The 15,335-nt window shown below is 71.3% G+C and carries 12 protein-coding genes and 1 pseudogene; 2 read left to right on the forward strand and 11 right to left on the reverse strand.

The genetic code is table 11. The annotated features are described in order from the left end of the window. Positions 1-88: 88 nt before the first annotated feature. The 9 genes from ABZ135_RS03035 to ABZ135_RS03075 form a co-directional block, all read right to left on the reverse strand. Positions 89-1,180: an LLM class flavin-dependent oxidoreductase gene (locus ABZ135_RS03035; RefSeq protein WP_356691175.1), complete on the reverse strand. Its 1,092-nt coding sequence runs from the start codon at positions 1,178-1,180 to the stop codon at positions 89-91. A 124-nt stretch (positions 1,181-1,304) separates the two neighbouring features. After that, positions 1,305-1,862: an NADPH-dependent FMN reductase gene (gene ssuE / locus ABZ135_RS03040; RefSeq protein ID WP_356691177.1), complete on the reverse strand. Its 558-nt coding sequence runs from the start codon at positions 1,860-1,862 to the stop codon at positions 1,305-1,307. Positions 1,863-1,903: 41 nt separating this feature from the next. Then, positions 1,904-2,971 carry an LLM class flavin-dependent oxidoreductase gene (locus ABZ135_RS03045; protein WP_356691179.1) on the reverse strand — a complete coding sequence of 356 codons (1,068 nt, stop codon included), beginning with the start codon at positions 2,969-2,971 and terminating at the stop codon, positions 1,904-1,906. Between the two features lie 18 nt (positions 2,972-2,989). After that, entirely contained in the window at positions 2,990-3,973 is a 984-nt protein-coding gene (locus ABZ135_RS03050; protein WP_356691181.1) for an ABC transporter substrate-binding protein, read from the reverse strand. Between the two features lie 50 nt (positions 3,974-4,023). After that, positions 4,024-4,791: an amino acid ABC transporter ATP-binding protein gene (locus tag ABZ135_RS03055; protein WP_356691183.1), complete on the reverse strand. Its 768-nt coding sequence runs from the start codon at positions 4,789-4,791 to the stop codon at positions 4,024-4,026. After that, entirely contained in the window at positions 4,788-5,735 is a 948-nt protein-coding gene (locus tag ABZ135_RS03060) for an amino acid ABC transporter permease (protein ID WP_356691185.1), read from the reverse strand. The genes ABZ135_RS03055 and ABZ135_RS03060 overlap by 4 nt, the downstream gene beginning before the upstream one ends. A 3-nt stretch (positions 5,736-5,738) precedes the next feature. After that, positions 5,739-6,659, reverse strand: a complete 921-nt coding sequence (locus ABZ135_RS03065; RefSeq protein ID WP_356691186.1) for an ABC transporter substrate-binding protein — start codon at positions 6,657-6,659, stop codon at positions 5,739-5,741. A gap of 29 nt (positions 6,660-6,688) precedes the next feature. Beyond that, complete coding sequence (locus tag ABZ135_RS03070) at positions 6,689-7,213, reverse strand: GNAT family N-acetyltransferase (RefSeq protein WP_356691187.1); 525 nt, start codon at positions 7,211-7,213, stop codon at positions 6,689-6,691. Then, positions 7,210-8,352, reverse strand: a complete 1,143-nt coding sequence (locus tag ABZ135_RS03075; protein ID WP_356691189.1) for an LLM class flavin-dependent oxidoreductase — start codon at positions 8,350-8,352, stop codon at positions 7,210-7,212. The genes ABZ135_RS03070 and ABZ135_RS03075 overlap by 4 nt, the downstream gene beginning before the upstream one ends. A gap of 576 nt (positions 8,353-8,928) precedes the next feature. Here ABZ135_RS03075 and ABZ135_RS03080 point away from each other — a divergent pair. Continuing rightward, entirely contained in the window at positions 8,929-9,972 is a 1,044-nt protein-coding gene (locus tag ABZ135_RS03080; protein WP_356691191.1) for an amino acid ABC transporter permease, read from the forward strand. Next, positions 9,969-11,993 carry an FAD/NAD(P)-binding protein gene (locus ABZ135_RS03085; protein ID WP_356691192.1) on the forward strand — a complete coding sequence of 675 codons (2,025 nt, stop codon included), beginning with the start codon at positions 9,969-9,971 and terminating at the stop codon, positions 11,991-11,993. The genes ABZ135_RS03080 and ABZ135_RS03085 overlap by 4 nt, the downstream gene beginning before the upstream one ends. 382 nt (positions 11,994-12,375) lie before the next feature. Here the strand turns inward: ABZ135_RS03085 and ABZ135_RS03090 are convergent, their stop codons facing one another. Further along, complete coding sequence (locus ABZ135_RS03090; protein WP_356691194.1) at positions 12,376-13,557, reverse strand: Shedu anti-phage system protein SduA domain-containing protein; 1,182 nt, start codon at positions 13,555-13,557, stop codon at positions 12,376-12,378. A 101-nt stretch (positions 13,558-13,658) separates the two neighbouring features. Continuing rightward, positions 13,659-14,410: pseudogene (locus ABZ135_RS03095) on the reverse strand (transposase family protein). Between the last annotated feature and the right edge of the window lie 925 nt (positions 14,411-15,335).

The raw sequence follows: 15,335 nt of genomic DNA on the forward strand, positions 1-15,335 counted from the left end.
ACGGAAGCACCCTGCCACGCGGGGCAACGAGGAACCGACCGGAAGGAAACGGGACCGCAGAAGCCGGGCCCGGGGTGGCTGCGCGGGGCTACCCCCACAGGCCCCGGGCTCGCAGCACGGGCAGGACGCCCTCGCCGAACCAGTACGCCTCCTCCAGGTGCGGGTAGCCGGAGAGCACGAACTCGTCGATGCCGAGGCGGTGGTACTCGGTGATCCGCTCGGCCACCTCGGCGTGGCTGCCGACCAGGGCCGTCCCCGCGCCGCCGCGTACGAGGCCGATCCCGGCCCACAGGTTGGGGTGGATCTCCAGGCCGTCCCGGCCGCCGCCGTGCAGGGCGCGCATGCGCCGCTGCCCTTCGGACTCGCTGCGTGCCAGACCGCTGTGGACGGCGCGTACGGTCTCGTCGTCGAAGCCGTCGAGCAGCCGGCTGGCCTCGGCCCATGCCTGTTCGGAGGTGTCGCGGCTGATGACGTGCAGGCGGATGCCGAAGCGGACACTCCGGCCCTCCTTCTCGGCCAGGGCGCGGATCCAGGCGATCTTCCCGGCGACGGCGTCGGGAGGTTCGCCCCAGGTGAGGTAGACGTCGGCGTGGGCCGCGGCGACCCGGCCGGCGGCAGGCGAGGAGCCGCCGAAGTAGACGGCCGGGCGCGGATCCGGTACGCGGGTCAGCCGAGCGTCCTCGACACGCAGGTGCTCGCCCGTCAGGTTCACGGTACGGCCGTCCCACAGGCCCCGCAGGATGTGCAGGAACTCGTCGGTGCGGGCGTACCGGGCGTCCTTGTCCAGGAAATCGCCGTAGGCGCGCTGTTCGCGGCTCTCGCCGCCCGTGACGACGTTGATCAGCAGCCGTCCTCCGGTCTGCCGCTGGAAGGTGGCGGCCATCTGCGCGGCCAGGGTCGGGGAGACGAAGCCGGGGCGGAAGGCGACGAGGAACTTCAGCCGCTCGGTGTGCCGGCTGACCATCGCGGTCGTCAGCCAGGCGTCCTCGCACCAGGCGCCGGTCGGTGTGAGAACGCCGGTGAAGCCCAGGTCCTCGGCGGCGCGGGCGATCTGGGTGAGGTAGCCGACGGTCGGCGGCCGGTCGCCGCCGGACGCGGTGACCGGGGTGCCGTGGCCACCGCCGACGACGTGCCGGCTGTCGCCGTTGGTGGGCAGGAACCAGTGGAAGGTGAGGCTCACGGGCGCGGCGCTTTCGCTGGGGGGGCGGGGGTGCCGCGGGGGCACGGCAGGACCGGCGTGCTCAGCCGACGGCGGACAGCGGGCCGGTGTGCTCAGCCGACGGCGGACAGCGGGGCCGGTGTGCTCAGCCGACGGCGGACAGCAGGGCCGTACGACCGCCGAGGGCGGCGGAGAACTGGCCTGTGACCTGGGCGAGTCCCTCGGCCGGGCCCGGCGCGACGGTCAGGGTGCCGTCGTCCCCCACGGTGAGGTCCTTGTCGAGCGTGAACCAGCCCTGGACGATGTGCGCGGCGCCCATGGAGCTCAGCACCGGGCGCAGCGCGTAGTCGATGGCCAGGACGTGGGCCGTGCTGCCGCCCGTGGCCAGCGGCAGCACCGTCTTGCCGGCCAGGGCGTACTGCGGGAGCAGGTCGAGCAGTGACTTGAGCAGGCCGGAGTAGGCGGCCTTGTAGACGGGCGTGCCGATCACGACGCCGTCCGCGCGGGCGAAGAGCGCGGTGGCCTCGGTGATCGCCGGGTGGCGCACGTCGGCGCCGAGCAGGGCCTCGGGAGGCAGCGTGCGCACGTCCAGCGGGATCACCTCGTGCCCCTCGGCGGTGAGACGGCGGTCCAGGTGGCGCAGGAGGCGTGCGGTGCGGGAGGTGGCGGAGGGGCTGCCGGAGACGGACAGGACGGTGGCCATGGGCGGACCTTTCGGTGGTGGGCGGGCACGTGCGGAGCGGGCTACGGCTGCCGCCACAGCGTGGTGGGAGCCTCGCGCCGCACGACCGGAGCGATCTCCTCGGCGAAGCGGCGCAGTTGGTCGATCTGCTCGGACGAGGTCAGACCGGAGCTGTCGACGGTGACGGACTGCAGGTCGTGGCGGTACGCCTGGTGGAAGTCGAGGATCTTGTCGATGATCTGCTGCGGGCTGCCGATGAGATGAGGGCCGTCCGCGACGGCCTCTTCGATGGTGCGGAAGGGCGTGTTGTAGCCGGGCCTGCCCTCCAGCCGCGGCCGGTGGGTCTGGCGGACGCGGGCCTCGTAGAAGTCCCTGAAGCGGGAGATCGCCTCCTGGGTGGTGTCGGCGATGAACAGTCCTCCCGATCCCGCACCGACGTGGGCGGTGCGCGGGTCGTGGCCGTATGCCTCGAAGCGTTCGCGGTAGTGCTCGATGAGCCGGGTGTACGCCGCGCGGGGCTGGATGGCGTTGGCGCTGAACAGCGGGTCGCCGTGCCTGGCGGCCAGTTCCGGGGAGTGGAGACTGGTGGCCGAGCCGTGCCAGACGCGCGGCGGGCGGTCTTCGTAGGGCCGGGGGACCGTGGTCGTGTCCGTCAGCGGCGGGCGGAACCTGCCCTGCCAGGTCACCTTCTCCTCGCGCCAGAGCCTGCGCAGCAGCTCGTACTTCTCGGTCTGGTAGTCCCACTGGAGGGCCTCGTCGAGGCCGAAGAGGTCGAAGTGGCCCGCCTCCGCGCCCTTGCCGATGACGAGTTCGAGCCGGCCGCGGGAGAGCTGGTGCAGCGTGGCGTAGTCCTCGGCGACGCGCACCGGGTCCGCGATGGCCAGGACCGTGACGCCGGTGAGCAGCCGGATGCGGGACGTGCGGGCGGCCAGGGCGCCGAGCAGCGCCGTGGGGCTGGACGACAGGAACGCTCCGGCGTGCCGTTCACCGACCGCGTACGCGTCGAAGCCGATCTCCTCGGCGGCGACGCCCGTCTCCACGACCTCCGCCAGCCGGTCCGCGGCGGAGCCGAGTTCGCCGGTCAGCGCGTGGGGGGCGTGGCCGACGATCGTGAGGACCTGGAACTTCATGCGCAACCTCCCTGGTGCCTACGCGTCGGTCTTGGGCAGGCCGGGCGGGTTGATCCGCGACGAGGTCACGGCCTCGTCGGACAGGCCCCACCGCTCGAGGACCTTGCCGTACGTGCCGTTCTCGATGACCTCGTTCAGGGCCTCGGCGAGCGGTTCGGCCAGGCCGTTGTCCTTCTTCGTGGTGGCCGCGATGAGGCCCTGGAGGGTGGCGCCGGCCCCGGAGTAGGTGCCGACGACCTCCGTCCTGCCGGTGGTGGCGGCGTGGTAGGCGGCGGTCGGGTGGGGCCCGAGGTAGAGGTCGATGCGGCCGGACTGGAGGGCGAGGTAGGTGTCGCTGTCGTTCTGGTAGTACGCGATGTCCACCGGCTCGCGGCCGGCCTTCTCGTTCTCCTCGCTCCACTCGACGAGCAGCTTCTCCTGGTTGGTGCCGCTGCTGACGGCGACGGTCCGGCCCGCCACGTCCTCGGGTCCGCGGACCGTGAGACCGCTCCCCTTCTTCGCCTCGAAGCCCAGGTTGTCCTCGCGGTAGGTGGCGAAGTCGTACTTCTCCTTGCGCTCCTCGGTGACGGTGATGTTGCTGAAGCCGACGTCGTACTTGCCGCTGTCGAGGCCGACGAAGATGTTCTCCCAGGAGACGGTGTGGATGTCCGGCTTCAGGCCCAGGACGTCGGCGACGAGGTGGGCGATGTCGGTCTCGACACCGATCACCGTCTTGTTGTCGGTGGCGCGGAAGGTGAGCGGTGCGGCGGAGCCGGAGGAGTCGACGATCTTCAGGGTGCCGCGCTCGCGGATCTTCGCCGGGACCCGGGCGGCGATGGAGTCGACCTTGGCGGTGGTGACGCGGTTCTGGTCCGGGCTGAGGTTGATCTTCGTGATGCCGCCCTGCGCGGCCGCGACCTCGGTCGTACCGCCGTCGGAGGGGTTGGCGCAGGCGGCGAGGAGCAGGGCCGAGGCGAGTCCGAGCGCGGCGGCGACGGCACGGCGGGGAAGCGGGGTGGACACGGTGGTTCTCCTTGCGTGGCGTGACGGTGGGCGGCCGTGCGTCGGGCTGGTCAGAGGACCTTGGAGAGGAAGGCGCGGGTACGTGCGTGCCGCGGGTCGTCCAGGACGGCCGCGGGCGGCCCCTGTTCCACGACGACTCCGGCGTCCATGAACACGACCGTGTCGGCGACCTCGCGGGCGAAGCCGATCTCGTGGGTGACGACGATCATGGTGGTGCCGGTGCGGGCCAGGTCCTTGATGACGTCGAGGACCTCGCCGACGAGTTCCGGGTCGAGTGCCGAGGTGGGCTCGTCGAAGAGCAGCACTTTGGGTTCAAGGGCGAGGGCGCGGGCGATGGCCACGCGCTGCTGCTGGCCGCCGGAGAGCTGCCGCGGGTAGGCGTCGGCCTTGTCGGCGAGGCCGACCCGCGCGAGGAGCCGGCGGGCGGTCTCCTCCGCCTCCTTGCGCGGGCGGCGCAGTGCGGAGACGGGGGCCTCGACCAGGTTGTCCAGCACGGTCAGGTGCGGGAAGAGGTGGAAGTTCTGGAAGACGAACCCGATGTGGGTGCGCTGCCTGAGGACGTCCTTCTCCTTCAGCTCGTACAGTCTGTCGCCGCGGCGCCGGTAGCCGATCAGCTCGCCGTCGACGCTGATCCAGCCCCGGTCGACCTTCTCCAGGTGGTTGACGGTGCGCAGCAGGGTGGACTTGCCGGAGCCGGACGGGCCGAGGATCACGGTGACCTCGCCGGCGCGGACCCGGAGGTCGACGCCGCGCAGCACCTCCAGCGGGCCGAAGCTCTTGTGGACGGCGCGGACGTCCACCATCACGTCGGTGGTCATCGGTTCTCCCCCCGGGACAGGGTGCGGACGAGGCTCCGGGCGCGCCGGAGCGGACGGGGCGGCGGGGTGCGGTCGGCGCCCCGGGCGTAGCGGCGCTCCACGAAGGACTGGGCGACCGAGAGCAGGGTGGTCAGGGCGATGTACCAGGCGGTGGCGACCAGCAGCAGCGGGATCACCCGGCCGTTGCGGCCGTAGACGACCTGGACCTGGTAGAACAGCTCGCCGATCGCCATCACGTAGACCACCGAGGTGCCTTTGAGCAGGCCGACGATCTCGTTGCCGGCGGTGGGCAGGATGGCGCGCATGGCCTGCGGCAGCACGATGCGGCGGATCTGCCGCAGCCGGGGGATGCCGAGTGCCGCCGCGGCTTCGAGCTGTCCGTGGTAGACGGCGAGGACGCCACCGCGGACGATCTCGGCCGCGTACGCGGCCTGATGCAGCGTCAGTCCGATGATCGCGGCACCGATGGTGCCGATGAGGGCGTTGCTGTCGACGGACCAGAACACCGGCCCGAACGGGATGCCGACGCCCAGCTCCTCGTACAGCGCACTGAGGTTGAACCAGAAGACGAGCTGGACGATCATCGGGATGGACCTGAAGATCCAGACGTATCCCCAGGCGACGGTCCTGAGCACCGGGCTGTGCGACAGCCTCATGAAGGCCAGGACGGTGCCCAGCAGGAAGCCCAGAACGGTGGCGTAGGCGGTGAGCTGGAGGGTCACCCCGACGGCCCGGACGATGGTCTCGGACAGCACGTAGGCGCGGAAGACGTGCCATTCCCAGACGGGATTGGTGGCCAGGCCGTGAGCGAACTGGGTGAGCAGCACGATCACGGCGACGGCCGCGGCCCAGCGGGCGTAGTGGCGGGCGGGCACCACCTTGAGGGTGGTCACCGGGTCTTCGGCCGCTCTGGCGGCCGGCGGGACGAGGGTGTCGCTGCTCATGGGTCACCTGTGCTCGGGCGGGTTGATCTTCGACGCGTCGATCGCGGAGTCGGTGGTTCCCCACTTCTTCAGGATCCGGGCGTAGGTGCCGTCCTCGATCAGCCGGTCGACCGCGGCCCGGAAGGCCGGGGTGAGCGGGGAGCCCTTCTTGAAGGCGAAGCCCACGTCGAGCCGGTGGTACTCGCCGAGGAAGACGGTCCGGGCGGCGGGCTGGGATGCCTGGTAGCGCAGGCCGTTGATGGTCGACATCACGACGTCGACGCGGCCCTGCTGGAGCGCGGTGAGGATGGCCCCGTTCTCCGAGTAGACCTTCACCTCGTAGGGCTTGCGGCCGGCCTCGGCGCAGATCCCTTTGCGCGCGGTGAGGGTGGCCTCGAACGTCGTACCGGCGCCCGTGCCGATCGTCAGCCCGCACAGCCGGGTGAGGTCGGTGACCTTCCCGCCGAGCGCCGCATCGCCCTTCCTCACGGCGAAGCCCTGGCCGTCGTTGACGTAGGTGACGAAGTCGATCGTCTTCAGGCGCTCGGTCGTGACTCCGAAGTTGCCGGTGCCGACGTCGTACTTTCCGCTGGCGAGGGCGGGCAGGATCGTCTCGAAGGAGGCGTCCTGGCGTTCCAGTCTCACGCCGAGGACCTTCGCCACCGCGTCGGCGAGGTCGATGTCCTGGCCGGCGGGCGCCTTGTCCGCGCCGTCGGGGTAGTACGCGCCGGGCGGGGTCCCGATCGAGCTGCCGACTCTCAGCGTGCCCGCCTTGCGGACGTCCGGGGGCAGCAGGGCGGCGACGGAGTCCACCTTCCGCACGCCGGCGACCGGGTCGCCGCCCGGTGCGGCGGATCCCTGGGCTCCCGCCGGCGCCGTGCCGTCGGGGCCGCCGGAGCCGCAGGCGGTCAGGGCCAGGAGCGGCAGCAGGGCGAGGGCGGCCATGCCGCGGAGACGGTCTCTGGTCGCGGTTTTCACAGGTCGACGGCCTTTCCTGTACGTGCCGGGGCGGGGAGGTGCTTCTCGAACGGCAACGGTCCGATGGACTCCGGGTCGGCATCGGTGGCGAACAGCGGTGTGTAGCCGGTGGCCAGATACAGGCCGCGGGCCTCCGGCTGGCGCGGGCCGGTGGTGAGGAAGATCCGCCGGTAGCCGCGCGTGGCCGCTTCGCGCTCCAGTTGGGCCACGACCCGCCGGGCGAGGCCGCGGCGGCGGTGCGCGGAGTGCGTCCAGATCCGCTTCAGCTCGGCCGTCGTCGGGTCGTAGCGCCGGAAGGCGCCGCCCGCGACGGCCCGGCCGTGCTCCAGGAGGAGGAGCAGGACTCCCCCGTACGGAGCGGTGAACTCCTCGTCGGGGTAGCGGGCGAGTTCGGCGTGGGCGTCCTTGCCGTAGCGGGTGGTGTACTCGTCGCCGAGCTCACGGAGCAGGGGCTCCACCCGCGGGTCGGAGACCCGGACGTGGACGACCGTCAGCTCGGGGAGCGGCGCCGCGGAGCTCACTCTCCCACCGCCGCGAGGGTCCGGGGCCCGCGTGCCGCCCCCTCGGCGTCGCGCTTGGCGACCTCCTCGCGGACCAGGGGGATCACGTACCGGCCGAAGTCGATCGCGTCGTCCAGCAGGTCGTAGCCGCGGGCGGAGAGGATGTCGACGCCGAGGTCGTAGTAGTCGAGGAGCGCCTGTGCGACCGTCTCGGGGGTTCCGACCAGGGCGTTGGAGTTGCCGGCCCCGCCGGTCGCGGCGGCGGTCGGGGTCCACAGGGCGCGGTCGTAGCGCTCCCCCGCCTCGGCGATGGCGAGCAACCGCTGCGATCCGGTGTTCTGCGGTGCCGCGGCCCCGGTTGCGCCGTCGCGGTGGTGCCGGACGAGCCCGCTCCCGCGCCGCTCCCGGATCGCGCCGACCGTGCGGCGGGCCTTCTCCCAGGCCAGCTCCTCGGTCGGGGCGATGATCGGGCGGAAGGCGACCTGGATGCGCGGCACGTCGGTCCGGCCGGCCGCCCGGGCCGCGTCCTTCACGGCGTCGATCTGCTCGGCCGTCTTCGCCAGGGGCTCTCCCCACAGGCAGTAGATGTCGGCCTCGGCCCCTCCGGCGGCGTACGCGGCGGGTGACGATCCCCCGAACGACACGCCGGGGCGGGGCTGTTGGGCGGGGAAGACGTCGCTGACGAAGTCGTGGAAGCGGAAGTGCTCGCCCTCGTGGTCGAAGGGTTCGCGGGTGGTCCAGATCTTCTTGACGAGCTGGATGTACTCGCGGGTGCGGGCGTACCGCTCGTCCTTGGTGAGCGTGTCGCCCTCGCGGCGCTGCTCGTGGTCGTTGCCGCCGGTGATGAAGTGCACGGTGAGCCGGCCCTCGCTGATCTGGTCGAGGGTGGCGAAGGTCTTCGCGGCGAAGGTCGGGTAGGAGACGTTGGGCCGGTGGGCGAGCAGGATCTGCAGCCGCTCGGTCCGGCTGGCGACGTACGCGGCGGCCGGAGCGGGGTCCGGGGAACCGGAGCCGTAGGCGAACAGCACCCGGTCCCAGCCGTGGTCCTCGTGCGCCCGGGCGAGCCGGAGCGTGTAGTCCTTGTCGAAGGCGGCGCCGGAGCGCGGGGTGGTTTCGGATCCGTCGTTGGTGGCGGCGATGCCGAGGAACTCCACGGGCATGACAGAGGGGCCTTTCGGAAGCGTTGCCGGACGCGGGCAGGGCGAAGCGGCCTGCCGCGAGGGAGAGATGAGGGGCCGTCAGAAGAACGGGGGGCGACGGTGGGTGGCGTGACGACGTCGGGCGTCGGGATCAGTGGAGCCGCGGCAGCGTGCGCGAAGGAGGAACCGGGCCCGCGACGGGGTGACCGAGGGAGGGAAGGGCCGGTCGGGCGGCCCGCTGCCGAGTCAGGCGGGACAGGAGGCGGACCACACCCGACCGAAGTCGATGTGGTCGCGCGAGACCAAGCGCTGCTGGGCGTCCATGCGATTACTTGAGCAGTACATCGTGCGGCTCGTCAACCATCGGCCGTACACCGGGCCGGAGTTCACAGGTTCGCCATACGCGGTTGACAGAGCCGTGAGCCGTCCACCCCTACGATCGACACAGGGCGGGCCCGCTGTGCGCGTGGCCCTCTCCGGCCGCGTTGAGGGACGCGGCGAGCGTGACGGCGACGGCCCCGGCGCACCGTACCCGCGTACGGATGCCACCGGCATGGTCACCCACGCCCACCCCTCCCTCCCCCGGAGCGCCTCACGATGGTCACGCCCGCCGATGTCACGTCCACCGTCACTCCCGCTCAGCGGCCTCCCGCTCAGCAGCCGCCCGCTCAGCAGCCGCCGAAGACCGCCGGCCCGCCCGGCACCGACCTGCCGCGGATCGTGCCGCGCCGGCGCGTGGGGCGCTGGGGCGCCGCCGCCGTGGCGCTGCTGGTCTTCGGCATGGTGCTCAACTCCGTCGTGCGCAACGACGCCTTCCAATGGGAGGTGGTCGGCCGGTACTTCACCACCGCCGCCGTGCTCGACGGACTCCTGCTGACGCTGTGGCTCACCGCCGTGGTGATGGTGCTCGGCTTTCTGCTGGGCGTCCCGCTCGCGGTGATGCGGCTGTCCGACAACGCGGTTCTGGGAGCGCTCGGTTGGGGCTACGTGTGGATCTTCCGGTCCACGCCGCTGCTGGTGCAACTGCTGTTCTGGTTCAACATCGGCGCCCTCTATCCGACGCTCGGTCTCGGCATCCCGTTCGGGCCGCAGTTCCTCACCGTCCAGACGGTGAACCTGCTCGGTCCCACCCTCACCGCCGTCATCGGCCTGACCCTGCACGAGGCCGCCTACGCCGCCGAGGTGGTGCGCGGCGGCATCCTCTCCGTGGACCCGGGCCAGACCGAGGCCGCCCAGGCGCTCGGCCTGAGCCGGCTCCGTACGCTGCGCCGGATCGTCATCCCGCAGGCCATGCGCTCCATCGTCCCCACCGCCGGGAACATGCTGATCGGCACGCTCAAGGGCACCAGCATCGTCAGCGTCCTGGCCGTGCACGACCTGCTGTACTCGGTGCAGTTGGTCTACAACCAGACGTACCAGGTGATCCCCCTGCTGATGGTCGCCACGCTCTGGTACGTCGCGGTGACCTCCGTGCTCGGCGTCGGCCAGTACTACGTGGAGCGGTACTACGCGCGGGGCTCGGCGCGCAGGCTTCCGCCCACGCCGCCGGAGCAACTGCGGGCCCGTCTGGCCGCCCTCCGCCGGCACGCGCGCCGAGCGACCGCCGGCGAGGCCCTGTCCGCTTCCGGCGGTGGCCGGTGAGCGCGAGGCCCGCGGCCGCGCTGGTCGTCGTCGGCGCGGGACCGCGCGCCACCGGGCTGCTGGAACGCATCGCCGCCAACGCCCCCGAGCTGTGGCGGGGCGACAAGGAGCTGCGCATCCATCTCGTCGACCCGCATCCCCCCGGCCCGGGGCGGATCTGGCGGCGCGAGCAGTCCCCGCTGCTGCGGATGAACTCCATGGCCGAGGACGTCACCATGTTCACCGACGAGACGTCCACCCTCGACGGCCCCGTCCGGCCGGGGCCCTCCCTGGCGGGGTGGGCCGCCCAGTTCGCCGACGGGGGCACCCCGCGCTTCGCGCCGTACGCGGAACCGGCCGACCCGCGGGTCCTGGCCGAGCTGCGCACGCTCACGGGGACCGACTTCCCCACCCGGCGGGCCCAGGGCGCCTACCTCGACTGGGTGTTCCGGCGCGTGCTGGCCGAACTCCCGGCGTCGGTCACCGTCGAGTGGCACCGCGCGACCGCCACCGCCGTCACCGGCCGCCCGGACGGCCCCCAGCAGGTGCACCTGGCGGACCGCGCCACGCCGCTGAGCGCGGACCTCGTGGTGCTCGCCCAGGGCCACCTGGCCTCCGAGCCCGGCCCCGCGCACCGGGCCCATGCGGCCTTCGCCCGCCGGCACGGCCTCTTCCATCTCCCGCCGGACTTCTCCGCCGACACCGACCTGTCCGCGCTGCGGCCCGGCGAGCACGTCGTCCTGCGCGGATTCGGTCTCGCCTTCGTCGACCTGATGGTCCTGCTCACCGAGGGCCGGGGCGGCGCCTACCGTACGGAGCCCGACGGCACACTGGTCTACCTCCCCTCCGGCCGCGAGCCGATCCTGCACGTCGGGTCACGGCGCGGCGTGCCGTACCACGCCAAGACCGGCTACCGGCTCCAGGGCCCGCGTCCTCCCCTGCCCCGGCACTTCGGCCCCGAGGCGATCGACGCCCTCGGCGCCGAAGGGCGCCCGCTGGACCTGCGCCGCGACGTGTGGCCCCTCATGGCCAAGGAGATCGGCTTCGGCCACTACCACGAACTGTTCCACGGGCACCCGGAGCGGACGGCGATGCCCTGGGACGCGTTCCTGACCGCGTACGACCGCCTCGACTGGTACGCCGACGCGATGACGGACCTGGTCGCCACCGCGGTCCCCGACCCGGCGGACCGCCTGGATCTCGAGGCCCTCGACCGCCCCCTGAACGGCCTCGCCTTCCCGACGACGGACGCCTTCCAGGCCCATCTGCGGGACCACATCGCCCGGGACGTCGCCCGCCGCGAGGACGCCGGCTTCAGCGCCGACCTCGGGGCCTTCCTCGCGCTGCTCTCGGTCTACGGGCAGGTGCCGCGGCTGGTCGCCACGGGCCGCCTCACGGCCCGCTCGCTCGGCGACGGCCTCGACGGCTGGTGGCACGGCTTCTTCAGCTTCCTCGCCTCCGGCCCGCCCGGCTTCCGGCTGCGCCAGCTCCTCGCCCTCTCCCGTGCGGGGATCGTCCGGTTCCTCGGCGCCGACGTCCGCGTCGACACCGACGAGACCACGGGCACGTTCTCCGCGACGAGCCCCACGGTGCCCGGCCACACGGTCCGTACGACAGCGCTGATCGAGGCGTACCTGCCCGGCCCGGACCTCGACGGCACCGAGGATCCGCTGCTTCGGCACCTCCATCGCGCGGGCGCGCTCGCGGAGGAGGTCGTCACCGACCCGGACCACACCCACCGCTCCGGCCGGTTCACCGTCGCCCCCGCGGACGCCCACATCATCGACCCCGCCCTCGGCGGCCGCCCCCACCCCCGCCGCCTCGCCCTCGGCACCCCCACCGACCACCGCGCCGTCGCCGCCTTCGCCCGCCCCCGCACCGACGCCCCCGCCTTCCGCCAGAACGACACGGTCGCCAGGGCACTGCTACGGGCGCTCGCCGCGAGCCCGACGCCCGACAGGACGGGACGCGGACCGGACGCGGCCCGGATGGAGAACGGCGACGGGGGCGGTCGCCGTCCGACTCGACACCGGGTGGGCTGAGTGCGCCAGGTCAGCGCTCCTTACTTCACCGGCTCCAGGATCGCGACGCACTCCACGTGGTGCGTCATCGGAAAGATGTCGGCTCGAGCGGGTCTCGGAAAAGGCCAGGTCAGAGGCCATTACTCGGCTCGCTGTCCCGCCTGCGGGAGACCAGAGCGTCAAACGAGCGTCATGACGCACGGCGCATCCCTCCTCTCCGGAACGGAACCGGCTGCCACGACCCAACGGCCCCGGCACGGCCCGTTGGCTCGGCAGGCACGCCTGTGGGCTTTCGGGCTGACCGGCCGGCGCACCCGATGAAGCCGTGCCTTCTGCACTCCATCGAGAACGCCAGGGCCTCGCTTCTTCCAGGCTGACGCTGCTCGCGGAGGGACGGGTGGTTTCAAGCGAGCCGAAGGCGTTGGTCCGGGGCGTCTCGGCGCAGAGGGTCGGGGGATTCGTTGATGCGCATCAGCCAGTCGTAGGTGCGTACGTGGATGTGGGAGCGCCGGGCATGCAGTTCCCGGATTTCGGCGGCTGCGTCGTCGTAAGTCTCGCGGGCCATGATGATCAAGCCTGGGACTTCAGCCGTGATACCCGGCAGGCCCAGCCCGTCGGCGTCGCGCGCGGAGCGGGCGTAGTGCAGATTGGTGGACAGCCACCTGCGCCAGTCCTCGATCTGGTCGACCGCGTGCCGCAGGGTGGCTGTCGCCCGCCTATTACCAGGGTTGGTCAGGCGACTGACCGGGCTCTCCAATTCGACCAGCGTCCACCGAACTCCGAGTGAGGTCTGACCGGCGATCATGAAGTCGGCCATGTAGTGGTTGCCGAGCTGGACCTGGGGCCGGATCCAGGTGTCGTGGGTGCCCACTACGGTGCCGGCCAGCAGCGCCGGATGCTTCTCCAAGAGCCGCTGCATCGCGGCCTCGTCGTCCGCTGTCTCCAGTGCGTTGCGCAGTGCCTCGATCGCCGCCGGGGTCGCTGGAAAGTTGATCCGCCAGCGTTCAAGCTGCGCCTCCTGGGCTCGGGTAATCCGAGCCGGGTTGCTCTGAACCGCAGCGGCGTATTCGCGGGCCAGATGGAGCTGATCGAGGTAGCCGTCCTCACCGGGGCGGGTGATGTGGGTGACCCGATGCGGGGCAGTGCCGAGCCCGTGGCCGCCCCGGAAGTGCAGTCGGCCATTGGCTCCGATTGATGAGATCTCGCCGTGCATATCCGGCCCCTTGCGCCGGTCGCGAGCGGTAACAACGTCATCGACCGCAGGCTCTAGCCGACGCAGGGCGGCGGCGGACTCGCGGTCACGGGCGACGCGCAGCCAGGCGTTAAGCACCTCCCGGCACCCGAGCTCGTCCATGTCGGGAACCTCCAGGTCCGTGCGGTTCGCGAGATCGAGGAGGACCTCGTACTCGTCGTCGCCGAAGTCACCGGCGAGCGTGAGTGCCAGAGGCACTCGAAGCAGGACGCGCAGCTCGGCGGCAGCGACCAGCGCGGGTGTGGCCTGTCCTAGGGGAAAGGCCAAGGCGCGGGCGATGGTAATCTGCTCGGCTGTCGGCGCCTTGCACTTAAGTTCGAGGCTCTCGGCCACGACCTGCCACCGTAGCTCGGGCACTTCCCCTCCTTCTGAAACGACGCGCCCACCGTAGCCGCAAGCTGCGACGTGGTGTGGTGGTTCTTCAGTGAGCTTCTTCAGCGTTGCCGCTCCAGGGTGAGGACGGACTTCGGCGATTGACGTCATGCGGTTCGGGCTGCAGCGGGCTCTGCGGAAGATCCGCCAGGACTTCAGGCGGGCGACACCGCGTTCGACCGGTGCCCGTGCCGCAGTCAGGGCCGGGTTGACGGTTTTCGCGGTGGAGGTGAGTTCCTGCAGGGGGCCTGTGTTTGATGCCCGTGGTCAACCAGGGGCCACCGCCCGGTTGGGCAAGATCCGCCAGGATGGTGACGCCCTGGCGCTCGCAGATGCGGATGATCCGGTGGGTGCGGGCGGCGGTCAGGTCATGAGACCGGCCTGGCAGCACAGGTGAGAGCCACAGCAACCGGCCGCCCGGATCGGTTACCACCTGCACGATCACACCGTGGCGCCGGTGTTTGTGCGATTAGTCGGCCCGGTCGTCGCCGACCCGGTCGCACTCGGCGAGGGTGTCGATGAGCAGGACGAAGTCGGGTTCGTGCTCGCGCAGCGTCTTCAACAGGCCCGGTGCATGTTCGGCGCACAGGTCGACAACCGCGCTGGTGTAGGCGTGGGCGGTGGACTCGCTGATCCCGAATCCGGCGGCGATCTTCGCGAGAGTGATGTGTTCACGCAGGTACACCAGTGCCACCGTCGCGCGCTGGGATGGGCGGAGCTTGCGGCGTCGGTCGCCCTCACGGGTGACGATGAGCATGGTGACCCACTCCGCGAGTGCATGCGGAAGGTCGAGTGCGGCAGGATGGATCACCAACGAGGCCCCGGAGCAGCGTGGTTGAGACGTCAGACATCTCGATCAACAGCCCGGGGGCCTCGCTCGTTGCGCTTCACGGCCCATCACCCGATCGGTGGCCAACTCGAAGAAGCTCACTGCCTGAACCCGCTCACTGGGAGTCTCGCCCCGTGGTCCGCGGCCATCGTTCGCGACGCGGGCGCCACCTACGTAGAGGTGTCCGCGGCCGGCGACGGCTTGCGCATCTGGGGCCGCGCTGACGTCCGGCAGGGACGGAAGATCCGGCGCCCCGACGGTACGTCCGTGGAGATCTACGGGACCGGGCGATACATCGGCTGGCGGGGCGTCGACATAGTAACGCCCCGTCAATCCCCGCCTACGAGTCCGTAGTCATTCGGGCTCTCGGCCTGTAGCGTCCAACTCCGGTTTGGGACTCCGAAGCTCCTGCTTGAGAGCGCGCACCGAACGCACCGCCTTGGCCGCCTTGCGGCAAATGACCGGCACCTGATCTAGCGCGTGCCCCGCGATCCACGTTGCCCCGCTGAGAACACCGACGATCGCGGCAGCCCACCCGACGGTTTCCATCCGGTCCCTCAACCCTTCTGTAGGGGTCGGACCGGGCACGGGCGCTCGATCCGACCCATGCAAAAACGCATGTCGTCGAACCGAGTTCGCCCCTGACGTGCAACGTCTTCCTTCAATGAAGGCGCGTCGCGGATCGAAACTCGAAGTGGATCTCGATACTCAGTGAGCTAACAGTTCGGTGACTGGCCGTCAGAACCCGCACCGATTACCGGGGAACTGTCCCGGACTGAGCACTCTCAGGATATCACCTCATCGACCATGCGGCTCCCCGCCCCTGAGCGAACTGGTCATTCCAACTGGGCGCGAGCGTAGACGACTCCGCGAGTAGCCCGGCATCAGGAAGTCTCCGCTCGCCACCGGC

It is taken from the genome of Streptomyces sp. NPDC006339, assembly GCF_040612775.1.
GTDB lineage: Bacteria > Actinomycetota > Actinomycetes > Streptomycetales > Streptomycetaceae > Streptomyces.

Bases quoted from the DNA above. Each gene is read 5' to 3' on its own strand.
- ABZ135_RS03045 (WP_356691179.1), bottom strand. From the start codon at position 2,971: ATGAAGTTCCAGGTCCTCACGATCGTCGGCCACGCCCCCCACGCGCTG.
- ssuE (WP_356691177.1), bottom strand. From the start codon at position 1,862: ATGGCCACCGTCCTGTCCGTCTCCGGCAGCCCCTCCGCCACCTCCCGC.
- ABZ135_RS03060 (WP_356691185.1), bottom strand. From the start codon at position 5,735: ATGAGCAGCGACACCCTCGTCCCGCCGGCCGCCAGAGCGGCCGAAGAC.
- ABZ135_RS03080 (WP_356691191.1), top strand. From the start codon at position 8,929: ATGGTCACGCCCGCCGATGTCACGTCCACCGTCACTCCCGCTCAGCGG.
- ABZ135_RS03075 (WP_356691189.1), bottom strand. From the start codon at position 8,352: ATGCCCGTGGAGTTCCTCGGCATCGCCGCCACCAACGACGGATCCGAA.
- ABZ135_RS03065 (WP_356691186.1), bottom strand. From the start codon at position 6,659: ATGGCCGCCCTCGCCCTGCTGCCGCTCCTGGCCCTGACCGCCTGCGGC.
- ABZ135_RS03055 (WP_356691183.1), bottom strand. From the start codon at position 4,791: ATGACCACCGACGTGATGGTGGACGTCCGCGCCGTCCACAAGAGCTTC.